The organism is Pontibacterium granulatum, assembly GCF_029961155.1.
GTDB lineage: Bacteria > Pseudomonadota > Gammaproteobacteria > Pseudomonadales > Balneatricaceae > Pontibacterium > Pontibacterium granulatum.
Genome location: NZ_JASBRH010000030.1, coordinates 1 through 20,215 on the forward strand (window position 1 = coordinate 1; position 20,215 = coordinate 20,215).

Consider the following 20,215-nt stretch of genomic DNA (forward strand, 5'->3'; position numbering starts at 1 on the left):
GTTTGGTTATTCCAATTAAGTGACGAGTAACACCGAGGGGCGCTTTTATAGCCACAACCCTAGGGCTGGGGCCATTTTTGCCTCCCGCTGCGTTGAAATTCGTTCATTTAGAGCAACTAAACTTCTCTCATTTCGCCTGGCTGGATACAAAAATGGCCTCCAGCAGAAGCCACTCAATGAGTGTTAAAAGGCCTTATTTTCAGGAGTAGGAGATCTTATGGACGTATTGTCTGCAATGGGAATTTATGTGCGGGTCGTGGACCTGAAAAGCTTCTCGCTGGCGGCTGAAGAGATGGGTATCTCCAGTTCATCTGTGAGTAAGCAGATCTCCCAGCTTGAGCAGCACATCGGCGCTCGCTTGCTGCAGCGAACCACCCGTCGCCTGAGTGTGACCGAAGTGGGTGCCGCCTACTACGAGAAGTGCCAGAAGATCATCAGTCAGGTGGAAGAGGCTGAAAGCCTGGTGTCCCAGTTGCAGGGGCAGCCACGTGGCGTCTTGCGTATCTACTGCAACATGACATTCGGCCAGATGCAGTTGGCAAAGGCAATTCCCGAGTTTATGGAAGCTTATCCTGACATCCAGGTGGATGTGACCCTGGATGACCGGGCGCCTGATTTGGTGCGTGATGGTTTTGATCTGGCAATTCGTATCGCCGATCCACAACTGCCGGATTCCAGCTTGATCGCCCGCGAGATCTCCAAAGTCCCCATGTTTATCTGCTCGACGCCGGAATATCTGGAAAAGAACGGTCATCCAGAGAGTGCAGAAGATCTGAAGAAGCACAACTGCCTGGTGTTTGTGCATGCATCTAACGCCAACCAGTGGTCGCTCGAGCGGGAAGGGCGTCGCTGCACCGTTCAGGTAGATGGTGACGTTAAAGCCAACAACAGTTTGGTGGTGCGTGAGTCCGTTCTGGCCCATCGTGGTATCGCTAACCTGGCCTATTTTGTGATTTCCCGGTTTGTGGAGTCTGGTGATCTTGTGCAGGTCTTCCCGCAATACGAACCGGAAAAGCTGTCTATCTTTGCGGTGTACCCGGACCGTAAATATATCTCACCGAAAGTGAGCCACTTTATTGAATTTTTCCAGGCCTGGCTGGAGAACAACCTGCAACAGGAATGGCCCTCCGATTCCTGAAGATTTGGCAATAGATTGTTGAATCTATTGCCGTAGCGTTTATTGACGAAACCGCGCTGCTGATACCGTATTTTCAGTTAATCTATTGAATAGATTGAGAAAAAGGGTGTTTGGGTGCGGTTTTTTGTTTTCACTTTGTTTCTCTCAGGGAAATAATTTTGTGCACTCTGGAGGGATTATCACAACCCTCAAATCCGCTATCTTGGATACTGTTCGAAGCGCGATTCCAAACGCAGAAAAATGAAGGATCTGCCGAGGAGTTTGCGAACAGGTCTACGCGGACGTTGGCTTGTTCGCAGGTTCTTGAAGCCTGGTTAGGTCACAGGTGTTAGAGCAGATACCAAAACAATAATACGAGTGCCAAAGCGATGCTTAACACATACACTTTTCCTGAGTTCGACTATATCCGCTCTGCAGACCAAGACGCTGCGCAGCCGGTTAAACACCCTGTCGTTGTGATCGGTGCGGGCCCGATGGGGCTGGCAGCTGCCATTGACCTGGCTATTCACGACATCCCTGTTGTTGTACTGGACGATAACAACACTGTAAGTGTTGGTTCTCGTGCGGTGTGCTACGCCAAACGTTTCCTGGATATTTCTGACCGTCTGGGCGTAGGCCAGCGCTGTGTAGATAAAGGCGTAACCTGGAACGTCGGTAAAGTATTCTTCGAAAACGAGCAGATTTACAGCTTCAACATGCTGCCGGAAGAGCACCACCGTCGTCCGGGTTTCATTAACCTGCAGCAGTACTACCTGGAAGAGTACTATGTTGACCGCGTAAATGAGCTGGAGAAAGCTGACCTGCGCTGGAAGAACAAAGTTACCGGTATCGAGCAGAACGACGATGAAGTCACCTTGACCGTAGAAACGCCAGACGGTGAGTACACCCTGAAGGCGGACTACGTTATTGCATGTGACGGTGCCGGTTCCAAAACCCGTGCGGCATGCGGACTGGAGTCCAAGGGTCAGATTTTCCACGATCGCTTCCTGATCGCCGATGTCGTGATGGATCCGAAGAAATTCCCGCCAGAGCGTTGGTTCTGGTTCAACCCGCCATTCCACGAAGGTCAGTCCACACTGCTGCACCGCCAGGCGGACAACGTATGGCGCATCGACTTTGACCTGGGTTGGGATGCTGATCCGGAAGAAGAGAAGAAGCCAGAAAACATCATCCCGCGTGTGAAAGCGTTCCTGGGTGAAGACGTTGAGTTCGAACTGGAATGGGCGTCTGTCTATACCTTCACTTGCCGTCGCATGGATGACTTCCGTCACGGTCGTATCTTCTTCGCAGGCGACGCAGCGCACCAGGTATCTCCGTTTGGCGCACGTGGTGCGAACTCCGGTATCGAAGACATCGATAACCTGACCTGGAAACTGCAGATGGTGATGAACGGCAAGGCGGGCGATAACCTGCTGAACACCTACTCTGAAGAACGTACCTTCGCAGCGGACGAGAACATCCTGAATTCCACTCGCAGTACTGACTTCATCACGCCGAAGAACGGCGCGAACCGTGCGTTCCGTGATGCGGTGCTGTGGCTGGCGAAGGACTACACTTTTGCACGTCCTCTGGTAAACAGTGGTCGTCTGTCTGTACCACCGTTCCTGACCGAGTCTTCCCTGAACACTGAAGACGACGGCAGCTTCGACTGCAAAGTGGTTGTGGGTGCGCCATGTACCGATGGTCCGGTTAAGCGTAATGGCGAAGACAGCTTCCTGCTGGGGGCGCTGGGCAACGTATTCAACGGCATGCTGTTCGTTGATAGCCGCAACGACCTGACCGCAGAGATGGTTGATCAACTGGGTGAGCTGGCGGCGCAGGACGTTCCTGTTAAGTCCTACATCGTTGCAAGCCACGACATGGATATCGCGCTGCCGGAAGGCGTGGAGCTGCTGATCGACACCGTCGGTGTTGTGAAAGAGCGTCTGGATGCGAAGGGCGGTACCTTCTACCTGATGCGTCCTGACCAGTTGGTAACAGCACGTATGCGTAGCTTCGATAAAGCTGCAGTTGTAGCGGCCCAGAACAAGGCCCTGGGTAAGTAACGGACAATAAGAAAGAGAGAAAACAATGAGTAAACTTATTACCGAGCCAAATCTGCCGCGTCCGGATGATTTCTATCAGGAACTGACTGATCTGCACCGTGATCTGAGCGATGAGCAGAGCCTGGATGTAAATGCGCGTCTGATTCTGCTGCTGTGCAACCACATCGGTGATCAGGACGTGCTGTCTGAAGCGATGCAAACCGCACGCAAGCACATTCCTGCACAATAATAGATAACGCACGAACAGGCTCACCTGGAATGGTTCGGAACGGTGCTCAGGCAGTGTTTCCGTACGATTTAAAAGGTGGGCCTTTGCTGTTTTTATGCTAGGGTGACCTGACAGTAACAAATGTTACCAATATAATAGCGTTGTTAAGGTACATGCGAGTCGGGTTCGTCATCACGACGAGATTATAGGAGGAGGGCAGAATGCCTGCACTGAACGAAACTCACGATCTAAACCTCACCAGCTGGGTAGCGTCCGCGAACGATGCACAGAGTGATTTCCCAATCCAGAACCTGCCATTTGCAGTGTTCCGTCGCCAGGGTAGCGACGAAGCGTTCCGCGGTGGTGTAGCGATCGGCGATCAGATCGTGGACCTCGCAGCAGCGAAAGATGTCGGCGTATTCTCCGGTTTGGCGCAGACTGCAGCGGAAGCTTGCGCAGCGCCAACGCTGAACGAATTTATGGGCATGGGTAGCGAAGCGTGGTCTGCACTGCGTCTGGCACTGTCCCAGGCTTTGCGCAGCGGCTCCGACGCGGAAGCGAAGCTGAGCGCGTGTCTGGTCGCTCAGGCGGATGCCGAGTACGACCTGCCATGCACCATCGGTGATTACACCGACTTCTACACCTCTGTATTTCACGCAACTGCAGTCGGTTCCCTGTTCCGTCCAGATAACCCTCTGCTGCCGAACTACAAATGGGTGCCAATCGGTTACCACGGCCGTTCTTCCTCTATCGACGTGTCCGGTCAGACCTTCCACCGTCCAAAGGGCCAGACCAAGGCACCGGATGCGACCGAGCCAAGCTTCGGCCCTTGTAAGCGTCTGGACTACGAGCTGGAGATGGGTATCTACATCGGTAAAGGTACCGAGCTGGGTGATGTGATCGCACTGGACGACGCTGACGATCACATATTTGGCATGTGTCTGTTCAATGACTGGTCTGCACGTGATATCCAGGCATGGGAATACCAGCCACTGGGTCCATTCCTGGCGAAAAACTTCGCATCCACCGTATCTCCATGGATTGTAACCACTGAAGCGCTGGCACCATACCGCACTGCTTGGAGCCGCGACGAAAACGATCCGCAGCCACTGCCATACCTGGAGTCCGAGCAGAACCGCAACGAAGGTGCGTTCGACATCCAGCTGGAAGTGCTGCTGGAATCCGAGAAGATGCGCGCTGAAGGGCAGGCACCGGCGAAACTGTCTGAATCCAGCTTCGTACACTCCTACTGGACCGTTGCACAGATGGTGGCTCATCACACTGTAAACGGCTGTAACATGAAGCCGGGTGACTTCTTCGGTTCCGGTACGCAGTCTGGTCCTCAGCATGACGAAGCCGGTTCCCTGCTGGAGCTGACCCGTGGTGGTAAAGAGCCGCTGACCCTGGAAAACGGCGAAACCCGTACCTTCCTGGAAGACGGCGATGCTGTAATCATGCGTGGCTTCTGTGCGAAAGATGGTGCTGCACGCATCGGCTTCGGTGAAGTTGTAGGTACTGTGCTGCCGGCGAAAGCTTAAGCAATCGATCGAGTTAGCCGCCATGTCGCGGTCGGAGACCGCTGCTACGGAGCACTTTGTAGCAGCCCTCTCCGAGGGCGACTGGCTCCGGTTTCAAAAGGAACTAAAAATGATTCTTTACGATTACTGCCGTTCCTCTGCCGCGTACCGCGTGCGTATCGCGCTGAACCTGAAAGGCATGGATTACGAGCAGATCCCGGTAAACCTGCTGAAAGGCGAGCAGGGGGGCGACGAGAACCGTGCCCGCAATGCACAAGGTTTCGTACCGTCCATGGAAGACAACGGTGAGATGTTCAATCAGTCGCTCAGCATCTGTGAGTACCTGGATGACGCATACCCTGAAACCGTTGCGCTGTTGCCAGCGGACGCGGCTGGGAAGGCACGTGTGCGTAGCCTGGCACAGCTGATCGCTTGCGATATTCACCCGGTGAACAACCTGCGTATCCTGAAATATCTGGTGGGTGAATTCGGCGTTTCGGAAGAGCAGAAGATTCAGTGGTATCAGCACTGGGTGATGGAAGGTTTCGCAGCACTGGAGAAGCGTCTTGCTGAGTCTGAGCAGACCGGTAAGTTCTGCCACGGTGACACCCCAACGCTGGCGGATGTATGCCTGGTGCCGCAGGTGTTTAACGCCAACCGCTTTAAAGTGGATATGAGCGTGTACCCAACCATCTCCCGCATTGCTGAGGCGTGCAACGAGATCAAGGCATTTGCCGACGCGCATCCGGATTTACAGCCCGGTGCTTAACATCTAGTCCGACACTGTTTTGGAATTAGAAAAGCCGCAGAGGGAAACCCACTGCGGCTTTTTTATGGTTCATCGAAACCGATAGCGCGATCCGATTGTAGGTTGGCCATCGCGGAACGATGCCCAACACGCCTACTCAACGTTGCCTCTAACTGTTGGGCTTCGCGTTGCGAAGGCCAACCTACACTTTTATGTGTGTTAAGAAGATTGAGTATAGTTAGTCGCGTATCGCCTGCATCGCTTCCTGTGTCCACTGCAGGCTGCTTCGATATGCACTCTCATACAGATCGATATCCATATCCAGCGGCAGTTCGTTCCAGTTACCACTCTCGTAGGCGATGACCGCTTTCAGGGTTTCACCGATAGGACCCGCGTAGTCGCGTACCGCATCCTGAATGTCGTCAGCCAGTGGGACCTGCTCCAGCAGTGATGCCTGATCGATGCCCAGCAGGGCATGCAGGCCGGACATCATACCCGCCATAAAGTAACTACCCGCGTTGCGCTGATCGGTTGCGCGGGCCAGTGCCTCACACATGGCACCACGAATCAGCAACATGCGACAGAGCTCTTCCGGCTTGTCGTCGTGGCTGGTCATGGAGATCAGGGTTACCCAGCGGCGAATCTGCTCCATTCCCAGAAGAACCACTGCATCGGTGATCGACTCCACCTTACGTACCAGCGAGTAGGCGGCAGAGTTCACGATGCGCAGCATCTTAAAGGTGAGTACCGGGTCCTGGATGATCAGCTTTTCCAGGTCTTCTGGTGTGACATCCGGTCGGTTGATCGCTTGCATCAGCTGCATCAGTGTGGCGGCGTTAGATTCCAGCTTCTTGCCCTTAACCAGCTTAGGACGGCTTAGGAAATGGCCCTGAAAGAGCTTGAAACCCATCTGGCTGCAGCTGAGCAGTTTGTCGCCGCTCTCAATTTTGATCGCGATAGGCGTGACCTTGAAGAAGCGCAGTCGGGATACGCATTCGTGCATCTCTTCATCGCTCAGCGCTGAGACGTCCACTTTCACCATGTGGACGATCTTAAGGATCGGATCAAAGCGAGGATCGTTGGTGTAGTTATCTAGTACCAAGCGGTAGCCATCGCGTGCCAGCGAAAAGATCGCTTTGACTATCTCTGTGGTTGGTTTGACGGTGGCGGGTATCTCGATCACCACCTGCTTGCGCGGCAGCTCAGGAAAAGCGTCGTTGGTCAGCATGTCTTCGCTGATATTGATAAACGCCGGCACGCGTTTCACAGAGCCTGCATCACTGATACTGGTGTAGGCGTTAAGCAGCACCTCGATGGTGGCGCTGGCGTCACGGAAAACTGCGTTTTCGGTGTCCTGATCGTTGCGGTACAGGAGTTCGTAAGCGATTACCTTCTGGCCGCTGTCGAAGATCGGTTGACGGGCCATCAATACCTGGCCGCGAGGGCTGGAATCCATTGTTTCTTATTTCTCCGTGCAGACCAGCTTCGGCAAGATTAATAAACCTAAGTAGAGTGGTTTCTAAGTGTAGCCTCGGATAGTGCTGGAAGATAGTTCTTCCGGAAAGATGATTGGATGTGACAGGTGATGTTACGTGTCTGTTTTAGGCTGTTGAAAGGCGTCGCAAAGGCCGCAGATGCCTAATCCAAGAATCGATCGGGTAAGTCCGGCCAATCATAGGTATAATACGCCCATTCAACTTTATCCTGATTAAGAACTATACGATGAGTATCAACTGGTTTCCGGGCCACATGCATAAGGCGCGGAAAGAGATTGCCAAGGTGATGGACGAAATTGACGTCATCATCGAGGTACTGGACGCACGATTGCCGCAGTCCAGCGAAAACCCGCTGGTGGACTCCCTGCGTAAAGGGAAACCGGCACTTAAACTCCTGAATAAAAGCGATTTGGCTGATCCAAAGCGCACCAAGGAGTGGCTCGATTACTTCAACGCGCAGCCAGATACCATGGCTGTAGCGATCGACTACGAGCAGAAAAAACAGATCAACCGCATTCCGGATATGTGCAAAAAGCTGGCGCCGGCGCGTTCCAATGCAAGTCGTCCAGTGCGTGCCATGATCATGGGTATCCCAAACGTGGGTAAGTCCACCATGATCAATGCGTTGCTGGGTAAGCGTATCGCTAAGGTGGGTAATGAACCTGCTGTGACCAAGAGTCAGACCCGCTTCACCACCAAAAATGGCATGGCACTATCCGACACGCCGGGGATCCTGTGGCCGAAGATCGAAGACAAGGATTCCGGTTACCGCCTGGCCGCGAGTGGTGCGATCAAAGACACCGCAATCGATTACGAAGACGTGGCGCTGTTCGCGGCCGGTTTTATGCTGACCGACTATCCTGAACGCGCCATGGAGCGTTACAAACTAAAAGCACTGCCGGAAAGCGCCGACAAGCTGCTGGAAGAGATCGGCCGCAAACGCGGTGGTCTGCGCCCCGGTGGCGTGATCGATATTCATAAGGCATCTGAAGTGCTGCTGCACGAGATGCGTTCCGGCAAACTTGGCTGTCTTACGTTTGAGACAGTAGCCGAGTGGGAAGAGAAACACCGTCTGGCAGAGATTGCCCGACTTGAAGCAGAAGCCGAAGCAGCGGCACTGGCTGAAGCGGAGCAACAGGAGAAAAAATGAGCCGTACCAAGAAAAAACGTCGCCACGTATCGCAATACATCCAGGAAGATGCGGGGCCAACCAAAGCTGAACGTCTGGCAAACCCGAACAGCTACGAATCCCGCAAGCGTAAGGCGCAGAAGGACAGCAAAAAGCCTAAGTCTGTTTATCAGAAAGAGCTTGAAAAACAGGAAGCTGCGAAGAAGCAGGATTCCTCCGACCAGCGTAAAGGCGGTCGTCTGGCGGATAAGATCCGTAAGCTGAACGCCGAAAAGAAAGACGATTAGTGTTGTTGATGGTTTGATCTCCTGTTAACCCTCTTCTATTTTTGGGGTACAGACAACCGGAGATCAAACCATGTCTCACTCACCCGTTCATCGAGCCGGGCACTCGCCCATACAAGTCGATTTGGTGGAGGGAGAAACTTATACTTGGTGTGCCTGCGGGCGATCCAACTCCCAACCCTTCTGTGACGGTTCTCACCAGGGAACCGGTATCGATCCCATCGTATTCGTCGCTGAAAAAAGTGGCCCCGTCTGGCTCTGTATGTGTAAACAAACCGGCACACCGCCGCTCTGTGATGGCTCCCACAGCAAGAAAAAAGTAGAATAGCCGCCTTTCATCACCATCGAGGCAGCTCCCTTGCAGCAGTACGACGTTCTTATTGTGGGTGCCGGTGCATCCGGACTCATGTGTGCAGCCACCGCAGGCTATCGTGGCCGTTCGGTGCTGGTTATCGAACACACCAAAAAGATCGGTCGTAAGATCCTGATGTCTGGTGGTGGACGCTGCAACTTCACCAATATTCACAACGGCCCGGCCAACTTTATCTCGGCCAACCCGCATTTCTGTAAGTCTGCCCTCAGCCGATATTCCGCACAGGACTTTATCGAGCTGGTGGACCGCCACGGTATCGAATACCACGAAAAGACATTGGGCCAGCTGTTCTGCAATGAGTCCAGCAAAGAGATCCTGCAACTGCTGCTGACCGAGTGCGACTGGGCGGGTGTAACCCTACAGACCGAAACCGAAGTGAAGGGTATCGAGCAGGTCGAAGGTGGTTACCAAATCGAAACCTCCAAAGGTCCAATCCGCTGTGAATCGCTGGTAATAGCCACCGGTGGCCTGTCGATTCCGAATGGCGGTGCCACTGCATTTGCCTTTGACGTAGCAGAGCAGTTTGGCATGAAGGTGCTGGAACGCCGTGCTGCGCTGGTGCCGTTTACCCTGCAACCGCAGGAGCTGGAACACTTCAAACCGCTCTCGGGCATCTCCCACGATCCGGTTGAGATCAGCTACGGCAAAACCACCTTCAAAGAGAGTATGTTGTTCACTCACCGTGGCCTGAGTGGTCCCGCGGTACTGCAGATCTCCTCATACTGGGAGCCGGGTAAAGCGGTGACTGTCAACCTGTTCCCGGAACTGGACCTGCTTGAGTGGCTAAAAGAGCAGCGTGAAGCCCGGCCGAAGGCAGAGATCAAAACGGTACTTGCAACCCTGATGACCAAACGCCTGGTGCAGACCTTTTGCGAGATCTGGGCGATTGACGGCACGCTGGGCCAATGCAGTAACGAAAAACTGAATGCCATCGCCGATCAGTTTCACCACTGGCAGGTCAAACCGAGTGGCACCGAAGGCTACCGTACTGCTGAAGTGACGCTGGGTGGGATCGACACCAATGAAGTCTCCCAGAAAACTTTCGAAGCCAAAAAAGCACCGGGTATCTACTTTATCGGGGAGTGCTTGGATGTAACCGGACACCTGGGGGGGCACAACTTCCAGTGGGCGTGGGCTTCAGGATTTTGTGCGGGGCAGGCGGTTTAAGTGTATCTACGTAATTATCACGAAGACAGCTGAGTCACGCATCTGATTAAGTGCAGGGCAAAGGTGTGTGTGGAGGGAGAATTGTCTTCGTTTCTGGCTTTTGTGCTAGGTTCGGGAGGCTTCCTGCTAGCCGAATTTGCTGTATAGGGGGGCGTCTGCAACACTGAGATAGAGTGCATTGCTTTATTCTCCAGGGTGAGGGCGTTTCTATGTACACGAAAATTATGGTGCCGGTGGACTTAGCGCACATTGAAAGCCTAGAAAAAGCGCTTGTTACCGCCGCAGATTTGTCGAAGCATTACGGAACTGCGGTGTGTTATGTCGGTGTATCGGCATCGGCGCCAAGCGAGGTTGCCCATAACAGTGAAGAGTTTAGCGCCAAGCTTGAAGAGTTTGGGGCTGGTCAGGCGGAGAGGTTCGGCTTGCAAGCGGTCTCCACCGTTGCCCATATCAGCCCTGACCCGGCGGTTGACCTGGATAAGAACCTGATCAATATCGCTAAAGAGGTCGGTGCGGATCTGATTGTAATGGCTTCACATATTCCCGGTTTTATCGAACATATCTTTGCCTCTAACGCGGGATATGTAGCGTCCTATGCCAAGATCTCCGTCCTGGTTGTCCGCTAGCTGCGTTGGTTGAAACGGCGACCATCAACCTGTTTCCGGAGCTGGACCTGTTTGAGTGGCTGAAAGACCAGAGTGAAGCCCGTCCGAAGGCAGAGATCAAAACTGTACTAATCTGCCCGGATGACCAAACGCCTGGTGCAGACCTTATGCTAGAGGCAGATAGACGGCACGTTGGCCAGTGCAGTGACGACAAGCTACAAGCCATGCCGATCAGTTCCATAATTGGCAGGTAAAACCAAGCGGCACAGAAGGTTACCGTACTGCTGAGGTAATCCTGGGTGGTATCGATACCAACGAAGTGTCCTAAAAACTTCAAAGCCAAGAAAGCAACGGGTATCTACTTCATCTGAGAGTGTCTGGACGTAACCGAGTGTTTTCCATAATTTCCAGTGGGCTTAGGCTTAGGCTTGGGCTTCTGGCTTTTGTGCGGGCAGGAAGTTTAGTTGCTTGCTTGAGAATAAAGGTGCTCGGTTTTAGGTGGGCGGGTAAAGAGTGTTTTCGTCTGCTGTATTTCTTTTTAGTGGGCGGTTGTCTTTTTGTTTGTTTTTTATATGTTAAGAATGTTTATTTTTTATTGATTTATAGGAGAAATGTCTTTTCTTGTTGCTGTAGCCTGATATGACTCCTGCTGCTTATTTATAAGTAGACCAAAATAATAAATATTACCTTTTGGAGGGTATCATGGTAACAATTAAACAATCCCCGCAACCTAGCTCTCTAACCAGTATCCATGAGTCGACGCGTGTTGAGGTATCTCACATGAAGTCAGAAACAGATTGTGCACTGAATAAAGGAGATGAATCTGTTTCTCGGTCTGTAGCGCACAGTATATATTTTGATGAAAAAGAAGAAATTTTCTTCGTTCGTTCATCAAACTAGGTTTTTCAGCGGTAGATTAGATGGATCCCGATAAATGGGCTCCACTGAGTACCGTTGTGAGAAAGCCCCCTTTCTTCAGCTCAATGTGTTCTAAATGTCTTATTGCTGTATCGACAGCAGCGTGCAGTCATGTTGGGCGCTGAGTGGTCTGCTGTAAGCTCTGCTACGGAAATCTTTTTGAAATGTATGATTATCAATTTCGACAGGCGATTAGAGCCGAGGCACATGCGCGTCCGCTACAAAGCCTTAATGCGCCTCTTTCCCTAGTACACATTGCCGTATTGTTCGATGGCCTTGAGAGCACCGATATCGAACACGATGTTTTGTCGGTGATTCGTGCAGATGGGTATGAAGTGGATGATGATCATCCGGGATTTCTGTTTTATCGAAAGCCTTCCCACGCGCTACGTTATGAACTCCATAATGAGTTTTATACGCTGACTCTCTATAAATTCGGCACCCTGCAACCGTTATTATTGCCAGAGGAGTGGTCTGAATCGTTGCCTGGTGCGCTCTTAAGTGGCGTTGAGGTTTTGTTTAGAAAGAAAGCGCGAAACTTCATGCCAACGAGGCATGCTGAAAGTTTAGGCGAGTGGGGGGCGAGTCATTTCAATAGAAACCATAAGGTTTCTTCTCTTGTTATGGACAACACGGCGTCTATTGTCACTGATTTCGAGGCCCAGCCAGAGAGTGGCTTCATTCGGTTCCTCGTGGAGGATAAGGATATGCGCCCGAGCCAGTCAGGTCGACTCTTGCAGAGGATATGTGAAATTGAGACCTATCGCTGCATGGCATTACTTTCTTTACCAGAGGCCCGTCTGTTGATGCCAAAAATCACGGAACTGGATCAAAGGCTGGCATCGCTGTCCCAGCGGTCATTTGATGAGAATCTTTCAGAAATTCTGGCCCGCATGATGAATCTCGCTGCAGAGGTGGAGGCGCTTTCTGCAACCACAGCAAACAGATTTGCTGCCACTGAAGCATACTTTGCTTTAGTTGAGGGTTACATGAAGGAGCTGAATGAACAAAGGGTAGAGGGGCGGCAAACGATTAAGGAGTTTTTAGGCCGGCACCTGGCCCCTGCCAGGCGAACTACCAGAAGTGCAGCGACCCGAATCGAGTTGCTGTCCAAGAGGATTGCGCGAGCGACAGAATTAATACAGTCGCAAGTGAATCTGGCAATTGAACAGCAGAATAAAGAGCTGTTGGAAGCGTTAAATACCCGGGGACATCGTAAGATGCGTCTTCAGGCGAAGCTGGAAGGGCTGTCAGTCGTCGTCATCGCTTATTATTTATATGACTTGGTTGATCTAGCGCTAAAAAACCTATTACTCGAAGGTGAATTGCTGGAATCGTTGTTGACAGCAATCACGTTATCACTGCCTTTTGTGATCGTTCTTATCTATCTCGCGGTAAGAAGGATGATGAAAATCGTGAGAGATGACTAAGCTTCCGATGGAGGTGGTCCCGCTAAATCTTCCTGCCTGTTACCAAGGGTTAAGGCGAATCTGGCTTTTCCCTGCATTCTGAACAACCTTGGGAATGAGAGCCGCTTTCCTGCGATAGAGGTGTTTCATTCGCAAGGAGGGGGAAGGGGTATTTTACGGTAATGCAGGTAGGGCAGATCTCCCTATGCCATCCGCGCAGGCATCGGGTCGTGTATAATCCACCACTCTTTCCAGATAGATCAGGTATAGCGAGTGGTGAATAGAACGTTGGTGGCTGTTGGTAACGGTCGTTTATTTAATCCCGTTCTGATCGCGGGATGTATCATCATCCTCGTCAGTTTCGCGGTCCGCTCCTCATTCGGGTTGTTTCAGATTCCGATCGCCCAGGAGTTCAACTGGTTGCGAGAGGACTTCTCATTTGCTATCGCGATCCAGAACCTGTTCTGGGGTATCGGCCAGCCGATGTTCAGTGCATTGGCTGAGAAGTATGGTGACAGAAAAGCGATCATCGCCGGTGCTGCATGTTATGTGATCGGTTTGGTGCTTTCTTCCTTTGCGATCACACCAGGTCAGCATCAGTTGCTTGAGATGCTGGTGGGCTTTGGCATTGCGGGTACCGGCTTCGGTGTCATCCTTGCTGTAGTGGGGCGCGCATCATCTGATAAACACCGTTCCTTGGCATTGGGTATTGCAACGGCGGCGGGCTCTGCAGGTCAGATTGTTGGGCCGCCGATTGCTCAAACATTGTTGAACCAGATGCCTTGGCAGTCGGTGTTTATCGCCTTTGCCGGTTTTATCATCGTCTCGCTGGTGGCGTTGTTCTTTATGCGTGCACCACTGCCAGCCAAAGCGTCTCATCAGGACGAGAAGATGGGGGCGGTGTTGAAGAAAGCGCTTAAAGATCCATCCTTCGCCTTTATCTTTATCGGTTTCTTCTCCTGTGGTTACCAGCTGGCGTTTATTACCGCTCACTTTCCTGCGTTTATCGCTGAGATGTGCAGTGCTGTGGCGCCGGGCAGCATTATTCAGTCCCTCGGTATTACATCTACCTCAACGTTGGGTGCTGTCGCGATTGCGCTGATTGGTGTTTCCAATATTGGGGGTACGGTGACCGCCGGTTGGTTGGGTAACAAGTACTCCCGTAAGTACCTGTTGGCGGGGATTTACCTCCTGCGCACGATTGTTGCCGCAGCATTTATTCTGAATCCGATCACACCGGAAACCGTGGTGTTGTTCTCAATTTCCATGGGCGCCCTTTGGCTGGCAACGGTGCCGCTCACATCCGGTCTGGTGGCCCAGATCTATGGCTTACGTTATATGGGCACGCTGTACGGATTGGTGTTCTTCTCCCACCAATTGGGAGGCTTCCTGGGTGTTTGGTTGGGCGGAATGATGTACGACCTGTATGGCAGCTACACCGTGGTGTGGTGGGTTGGCGTTGGTTTCGGCTTGCTGTCAGCCATCATCCATCTGCCGGTTGAAGAGAAGCCTTGGGCGGATCGGAAACCGGCTGTAGCGGTTGCCTGATACAACCTTCCCGTAGTGGCTTTCTTTTGTAAGAGCAGCGAGGCTCTTGCGCTGTCAGCGAACACAGCCGCGCGGAACTGCTCGGTGCTCCTTCAAGCAGCGGGCAATCTAAATAATGTTTTCGTTCCTATATGATCGATCGTGCTAGAATGCGCGCCATATCCATGTGTCTTCCGACACACTGTAGCTGCTGGATTTAAATCCCCTGACACGGCAGTTAGCGCTACCCGATTTGCTCCTAACGATTCCTAAAGAGTACTCAAATGGAAATCAAAGTTAATTTTCTTGATAACCTCAGACTTGAAGCGAAGTTTGATGATTACACCGTCATTGCCGACCAGCCTATTCGTTACAAAGGCGACGGCTCTGCGCCAAGTCCGTTTGATTACTTCCTGGCATCGTCTGCGATGTGTGCAGCGTACTTCGTAAAGGTTTACTGTAACGCCCGTGATATCCCAACCGACGATATCCGCATCTCGCAGAACAACATCGTTGATCCGGAAAACCGCTACAACCAGGTTTTCCAGATCCATGTAGAGCTGCCGGAGCATATCTCCGATAAAGACCGCCAGGGCATTCTGCGTGCGATCGATCGCTGTACCGTGAAGAAGGTTGTGCAGACCGGACCTGAGTTCGTGATCGAACCGGTTGAAAACCTGGATGCCGACGCTTCCATCATGGCGATGGGTATGCCGGACGATGGCAACACCATGATCCTGGGTAAAGACCTGCCGCTGGAGCAAACCATCGCTAATATGTCCGGCATGCTGGAAGCGCTGGGCATGAAGATCGAGATCTCGTCCTGGCGTAACATCGTGCCGAATGTATGGTCGCTGCATATCCGTGATGCTGCGTCTCCAATGTGCTTCACCAACGGTAAAGGTGCGACCAAAGAGAGCGCGCTGGCGTCTGCGCTGGGCGAGTTTATCGAGCGCCTGAGCTGTAACTTCTTCTACAACGACCAGTACTTCGGTGAAGAGCTGGCCAATGCCGATTTCGTTCACTACCCGAACGAGAAGTGGTTTGTGCTGAATCCGGATGACTCTATTCCGGAAGGTCTGCTGGATGATTACTGCCTAGAGATCTACGATCCGGAAGACGAGCTGTGTGGTTCCAACCTGATCGATACCAACTCCGGCAACATAGAGCGTGGTATCTGCGCGCTGCCGTTCGTACGTCAGTCTGACCAGGAAACGGTGTATTTCCCATCCAATCTGCTGGAAAACCTGTTCCTGAGTAACGGCATGAGTGCGGGTAACAACCTGTACGAAGCTAAGGTGCAGTGTCTGTCCGAGATCTTCGAACGTGCGGTAAAACGCCAGATTATCGAAGAGGAGATTGTACTTCCAGACGTTCCGCAAGAGGTGTTGGAGAAATTCCCGGGCATCCTGGCAGGCATCAAAGAACTGGAAGAACAGGGCTTCCCAGTTGTAGTGAAAGACGCCTCTCTGGGTGGTCAGTTCCCGGTGATGAGCGTGACGCTGATGAACCCGCGCACCGGCGGTGTATTCGCATCCTTCGGTGCACACCCGAGTTTCGAGGTGGCGCTGGAACGAAGCCTCACCGAGCTGCTGCAAGGCCGCAGCTTCGAAGGTCTGAATGACGTGCCACGTCCAACCTTTAACAGCCTGGCAGTGCAGGAACCAAACAACTTCGTTGAGCACTTCATCGATTCAACCGGTGTGATCTCCTGGCGTTTCTTCAGCTCTAAGCACGATTATGAGTTCTGTGAGTGGGACTTCTCCGGCACCAACGAAGAGGAATGTGATGGCCTGATGCAGATCCTCGAAGATATGGGCAAAGAGGTTTACGTTGCCACCTTCGACGACTTTGGTGCTTCCGCGTGTCGTATCGTCGTGCCGGGTTACTCCGAAGTGTATCCGGTGGAAGATCTGGTGTGGGACAACACCAACAAAGCGCTTCAGTTCCGCGAAAATATCCTCACCATCCACTCGCTGAATGATGAACAGCTGGCGGATCTGGTGGAGCGTCTGGAAGAGAGCGGTGAAGACAACTACACCTTTATCCGCACCCTGATCGGCGTGGAGTTTGATGAAAATACCGTCTGGGGGCAGCTCACCGTACTGGAGCTGAAGATCCTGATCTACCTGGCGCTACAGCAGTTTGAAGAAGCGATCGAGCTGGTGGAAACCTTCCTGCAGTTCAATGACAACACCGTTGAGCGTGGCCTGTTCTACCAGGCGGTGAACGCGGTGCTGGAAATTGCGCTGGATGAAGATCTGGAACTGGACGATTACCTGCACAACCTGAGCCGCATGTTCGGTGAAGAGGTGATGGCAAACGTGGTTGATTCCCTCAACGGCGATGTGAAGTTCCACGGGCTGACACCAACCAATATGCAGTTGGAAGGTCTGGATAAGCATCTGCGACTGATCGAGAGTTACAAGAAGCTGCATGCAGCGCGTGCGGCGAGGGCGGCGAAGTAAATTGCAACGCACCCGTTAGATCCCATGAAAACCCAGCTGATTCAGGCTGGGTTTTTTTATGCCCGAATGCCGAATGGCGTAACGGTATGAACAACGCTTTTACGATGTGAAAATGAATGAAATGCCCCAATTTCCAGGTCCGTGCTATGTTCGGCGGATATGTTATTGGGGACTGGGCATCACACCTGCGCTTATACAGAGCACCTGATCTTGTGATGTTCCGGCGCCCGCCGTCTTCTCTTTTCAAGGTAAAGCGCTTATGAATCTAACCCGCAAACGTATCGGTGCAAAACTTAGCCGTATCGTAATCCATAACGAAACTGTCTACCTGTGTGGTCAAATCCCAGTGGGCTTAAATGACGATATCGTTGGCCAGACTAAAGCGGTATTGGCGAGCATCGACAGCGATCTGGAAGAAGCCGGTACTGATAAGAGCAAGTTGCTGTCCGCTCTGATCCACGTTAAAGACAACAAAGACGTAGCCACCTTCAATGAACTGTGGAACGCATGGTTGCCGGAAGGTTGTGCGCCTGCGCGTACCTGCGTGCAATCGACTATGGCCAATGACGCGGTACTGGTTGAAGTAACTGTTATCGCCGCCCTCTAAAAATCGCCTATCCAGAATACCTATGTGTTAGCTGTACCCCAGTGCAGTTAAACGCACCAAGTTGATGAGAAACAGATCATGGAAATCATCCGTAAACGAACTAGTGAAAAAGTGAGCCGTATCGTCATCCATAACGATACGGTGTACCTGTGTGGCCAGGTCGCGCTGGATGTGAACGAAGATATCGTGGGCCAAACCAAGTCGGTCCTGGCGCGTATCGACGACCACCTGGAAGAAGCGGGCACAGACAAAAGTAAGATCCTGTGTGCGCTGATTCATATTAAAGACAACAAGGACGTTGCTGTCTTCAATGACCTTTGGAATGCCTGGTTGCCGGAAGGCTGTGCACCTGCACGTACCTGTGTTCAGTCCGTCATGGCGCGTGATGTCGTATTGGTTGAAGTGACCGTGACCGCAAGCTTGTAAGCAAATATCTATCCCTTTAAGCGTTGAAGAATCTCTGTAGGTGTTGTTTTCAATTACCCGTGCAGCGGTACTCAACGCTTCCTCTTTCCTTGATCGTTGCTCTCTCTATATCCATCGTGGTTTCTATCTGGATGGACGCTTTGGCATGACTCGATTGGTATAACAGCCTATCGCGCACAAGTAAGCGGCTTGAGTTAAATAAATTGTTGCGGCCCTGTTTTAGCAGTACAAATTTTTGTATATGCTCTAACGTTCGTAGCGTTCATGGCGTGCTCTTTTCAGGGTATGTCGATCTTTATTAAGGCGTGTGAATAGCTATGTTTTTTCGACGCTGTCGACGGAAACGGCCCTTGTCACAAATGGATTTGTAGCTCTTCTTACACGTCTACCGTGTTCCCCATTTGTTACAACTACTTTCACGGATGATGGCGCCCTATTGGCTGCACTACTAAGGAAGTAGTATGAAAAACTTATCCGTACGGTATCGTCTCGGCTTGCTGGTGGGCATTGCCGTCATGTCGTTGGTGGCAATGAAGTTCTACGCGCTCCTGGACTGGAGAACCGAACTGTACTCTGCGCGGGAGGCTGAAATTCAGTCTTTAGTTGATGTTGCCTACGGTGTTGTAAAGCAAGAATCGGAAGAGAGTAAATCCGGCCAAATCAGCGTAGAACAAGCAAAAATCAACGCGACCCATTTGCTGGAATCTATGAAGTATCGTGGCGCTGAGTACTTTTTCGCCCTGAATAGTAAGGCCGTATTCGTTGCGCACGGTAGCAATCAGGCAGTCAAGGGAAAAAGCTTTTCACAAACACGAACCGACGATGGTAAAGCAATTTTTAGCCAGATGGCCCGGATGGCGTCCAAGCGCGACGCGGCTGGATTCTTTTCCTATCGGTGGCCCAAGGCCGGTTCAAGTAAACCGGAACCCAAGTTGAGCTACGTGCGCTCTTTTGCTGAATGGGACTGGGTAATCGGTACGGGAATCTATGTGGATGATATCGAAGCGGCATTCATATCAAAACTGATCTCCTTTTCTTTGCAACTGTTGGTGGTATCACTGGTTTTGGTTGGGCTGTCCATACCTATCCTGCGCAGCGTGACCGGGCCTCTGAGCAAGATGGAAGCGGTTATGCTGAAAATTGCAGACCGGGACCTGACACAGCGAGTTAAGCTGGACACTAAAGATGAATTTGGGCGTTTGAGTGCCTCCATCGATAAGACTCTGGATGTATTCCAGGATGTGATCCAGAGTCTGGCCCGCTCCAGCCAACAGGTTCGAGAAAGCTCCCTGCAGCTGGCATCAAGTGCGGAGCAAACAAGCACCGGCGCGCGTCAGCAATCCGTTGAAACAGAAATGCTCGCTTCGGCAATGTCGGAGATGGTGGCAACGGTCCAGGAAATTTCCAAAAGTGCTACGCAGTCTGCGGCTGCCACCGACGTGGCGGACCATGAAGCGGAGGAGGGAAATACGGATGTCGACGAAACTATTCAGAAAATAGAAACGCTTGCAGAAGAGATCGCAATGGCAGCAGAGGCCATCAAGGCGCTGGAATCGGATACGGAAGAGATTGGAACTGTGTTGGAGCAGATTCAGGGCATCTCAGAGCAAACCAACCTGTTGGCATTGAATGCCGCCATTGAGGCTGCGCGTGCCGGGGAAAGTGGGCGCGGGTTTGCCGTGGTTGCCGACGAGGTTCGCCAACTTGCCATGCGTACACAGAACTCCACTAACGAGATCAAGAGCATGAACGAGCGCTTACGTACCGGCGCTAAGGAAGCGGTTGCGTCGATGGAGCGCTCGACTGAGGGCGCGCGTGCCAGTGTGGATAGTGCCAATCATGCAGGTAACGAGCTGAGCCTGATTGTAGAAAAAGTAAATCAGGTGCGGGATATCGCGGTACAGGTTGCTGCGGCCACGGAAGAACAGACCCAGGTGGCTGAAGAGATGAGCAAAAATCTGGTTACGATTGCAAACGTCTCCGATGAAACCGCGTCTGCTTCTGAAATTGTGGCCAGGAGCAGTGAGGAGCTCTCAACCCTTTCAACGCATTTGGAAGAGAGTATCCAGCAGTTTAAGTACTGATCGATCTGCATTCTGAACGAACCGGCCAGCAGTCGTTAGACCGTTGGCCGTTTTTTATGGGAGATC

At 52.1% G+C, this 20,215-nt stretch carries 19 protein-coding genes; 18 read left to right on the plus strand and 1 reads right to left on the minus strand.

Going from position 1 to position 20,215, the window contains the following annotated elements; genetic code table 11:
* Positions 1–217: 217 nt before the first annotated feature.
* From QKW35_RS18870 to maiA, 5 genes are all read left to right on the plus strand, one after another.
* Positions 218–1,138, plus strand: coding sequence for a LysR family transcriptional regulator (locus QKW35_RS18870; RefSeq protein WP_282355652.1), 921 nt, complete (start codon positions 218–220; stop codon positions 1,136–1,138).
* A gap of 368 nt (positions 1,139–1,506) precedes the next feature.
* Positions 1,507–3,183: an FAD-dependent oxidoreductase gene (locus tag QKW35_RS18875; protein WP_282355654.1), complete on the plus strand. Its 1,677-nt coding sequence runs from the start codon at positions 1,507–1,509 to the stop codon at positions 3,181–3,183.
* Between the two features lie 25 nt (positions 3,184–3,208).
* Positions 3,209–3,412, plus strand: a complete 204-nt coding sequence (locus tag QKW35_RS18880; protein WP_282355655.1) for a DUF2783 domain-containing protein — start codon at positions 3,209–3,211, stop codon at positions 3,410–3,412.
* A gap of 200 nt (positions 3,413–3,612) precedes the next feature.
* Positions 3,613–4,929, plus strand: coding sequence for a fumarylacetoacetase (gene fahA / locus QKW35_RS18885; RefSeq protein WP_282355656.1), 1,317 nt, complete (start codon positions 3,613–3,615; stop codon positions 4,927–4,929).
* Positions 4,930–5,038: 109 nt separating this feature from the next.
* Positions 5,039–5,677, plus strand: a complete 639-nt coding sequence (maiA, locus tag QKW35_RS18890) for a maleylacetoacetate isomerase (protein ID WP_282355657.1) — start codon at positions 5,039–5,041, stop codon at positions 5,675–5,677.
* A gap of 217 nt (positions 5,678–5,894) precedes the next feature.
* On the opposite strand, the gene QKW35_RS18895 is transcribed toward maiA, so the two are convergent.
* The gene (locus tag QKW35_RS18895; protein WP_282355658.1) at positions 5,895–7,112 is read right to left on the minus strand and encodes an EAL and HDOD domain-containing protein; all 1,218 of its coding nucleotides are present in this window, start codon (positions 7,110–7,112) and stop codon (positions 5,895–5,897) included.
* 266 nt (positions 7,113–7,378) lie between these two features.
* Between QKW35_RS18895 and ylqF the strand changes: the two genes are divergently transcribed.
* From ylqF to QKW35_RS18965, 13 genes are all read left to right on the plus strand, one after another.
* Positions 7,379–8,302, plus strand: a complete 924-nt coding sequence (ylqF, locus tag QKW35_RS18900; protein ID WP_282355659.1) for a ribosome biogenesis GTPase YlqF — start codon at positions 7,379–7,381, stop codon at positions 8,300–8,302.
* The gene (locus QKW35_RS18905; RefSeq protein ID WP_282355660.1) at positions 8,299–8,568 is read left to right on the plus strand and encodes a hypothetical protein; all 270 of its coding nucleotides are present in this window, start codon (positions 8,299–8,301) and stop codon (positions 8,566–8,568) included. The genes ylqF and QKW35_RS18905 overlap by 4 nt, the downstream gene beginning before the upstream one ends.
* A gap of 70 nt (positions 8,569–8,638) precedes the next feature.
* Complete coding sequence (locus QKW35_RS18910) at positions 8,639–8,893, plus strand: CDGSH iron-sulfur domain-containing protein (RefSeq protein WP_282355661.1); 255 nt, start codon at positions 8,639–8,641, stop codon at positions 8,891–8,893.
* Between the two features lie 30 nt (positions 8,894–8,923).
* Positions 8,924–10,105, plus strand: coding sequence for a BaiN/RdsA family NAD(P)/FAD-dependent oxidoreductase (locus QKW35_RS18915; protein WP_282355662.1), 1,182 nt, complete (start codon positions 8,924–8,926; stop codon positions 10,103–10,105).
* A gap of 209 nt (positions 10,106–10,314) precedes the next feature.
* Positions 10,315–10,731 (plus strand): universal stress protein, encoded by a 417-nt coding sequence (locus tag QKW35_RS18920; RefSeq protein ID WP_282355663.1) that lies wholly within the window; start codon positions 10,315–10,317, stop codon positions 10,729–10,731.
* A 5-nt stretch (positions 10,732–10,736) separates the two neighbouring features.
* Positions 10,737–10,964, plus strand: coding sequence for a hypothetical protein (locus tag QKW35_RS18925; protein ID WP_282355664.1), 228 nt, complete (start codon positions 10,737–10,739; stop codon positions 10,962–10,964).
* Positions 10,965–11,792: 828 nt separating this feature from the next.
* Entirely contained in the window at positions 11,793–13,058 is a 1,266-nt protein-coding gene (locus QKW35_RS18935) for a DUF3422 domain-containing protein (RefSeq protein ID WP_282355665.1), read from the plus strand.
* Between the two features lie 255 nt (positions 13,059–13,313).
* Entirely contained in the window at positions 13,314–14,585 is a 1,272-nt protein-coding gene (locus QKW35_RS18940; RefSeq protein WP_282355666.1) for an MFS transporter, read from the plus strand.
* Positions 14,586–14,848: 263 nt separating this feature from the next.
* Complete coding sequence (locus tag QKW35_RS18945; RefSeq protein ID WP_282355668.1) at positions 14,849–17,032, plus strand: OsmC domain/YcaO domain-containing protein; 2,184 nt, start codon at positions 14,849–14,851, stop codon at positions 17,030–17,032.
* A gap of 259 nt (positions 17,033–17,291) precedes the next feature.
* Entirely contained in the window at positions 17,292–17,639 is a 348-nt protein-coding gene (locus QKW35_RS18950; protein WP_282355669.1) for a RidA family protein, read from the plus strand.
* Between the two features lie 78 nt (positions 17,640–17,717).
* Entirely contained in the window at positions 17,718–18,065 is a 348-nt protein-coding gene (locus tag QKW35_RS18955; RefSeq protein ID WP_282355671.1) for a RidA family protein, read from the plus strand.
* 40 nt (positions 18,066–18,105) lie between these two features.
* Positions 18,106–18,228, plus strand: coding sequence for a hypothetical protein (locus QKW35_RS18960; protein ID WP_282355672.1), 123 nt, complete (start codon positions 18,106–18,108; stop codon positions 18,226–18,228).
* A 298-nt stretch (positions 18,229–18,526) separates the two neighbouring features.
* Positions 18,527–20,149: a methyl-accepting chemotaxis protein gene (locus QKW35_RS18965; protein ID WP_282355675.1), complete on the plus strand. Its 1,623-nt coding sequence runs from the start codon at positions 18,527–18,529 to the stop codon at positions 20,147–20,149.
* Positions 20,150–20,215 lie beyond the last annotated feature (66 nt).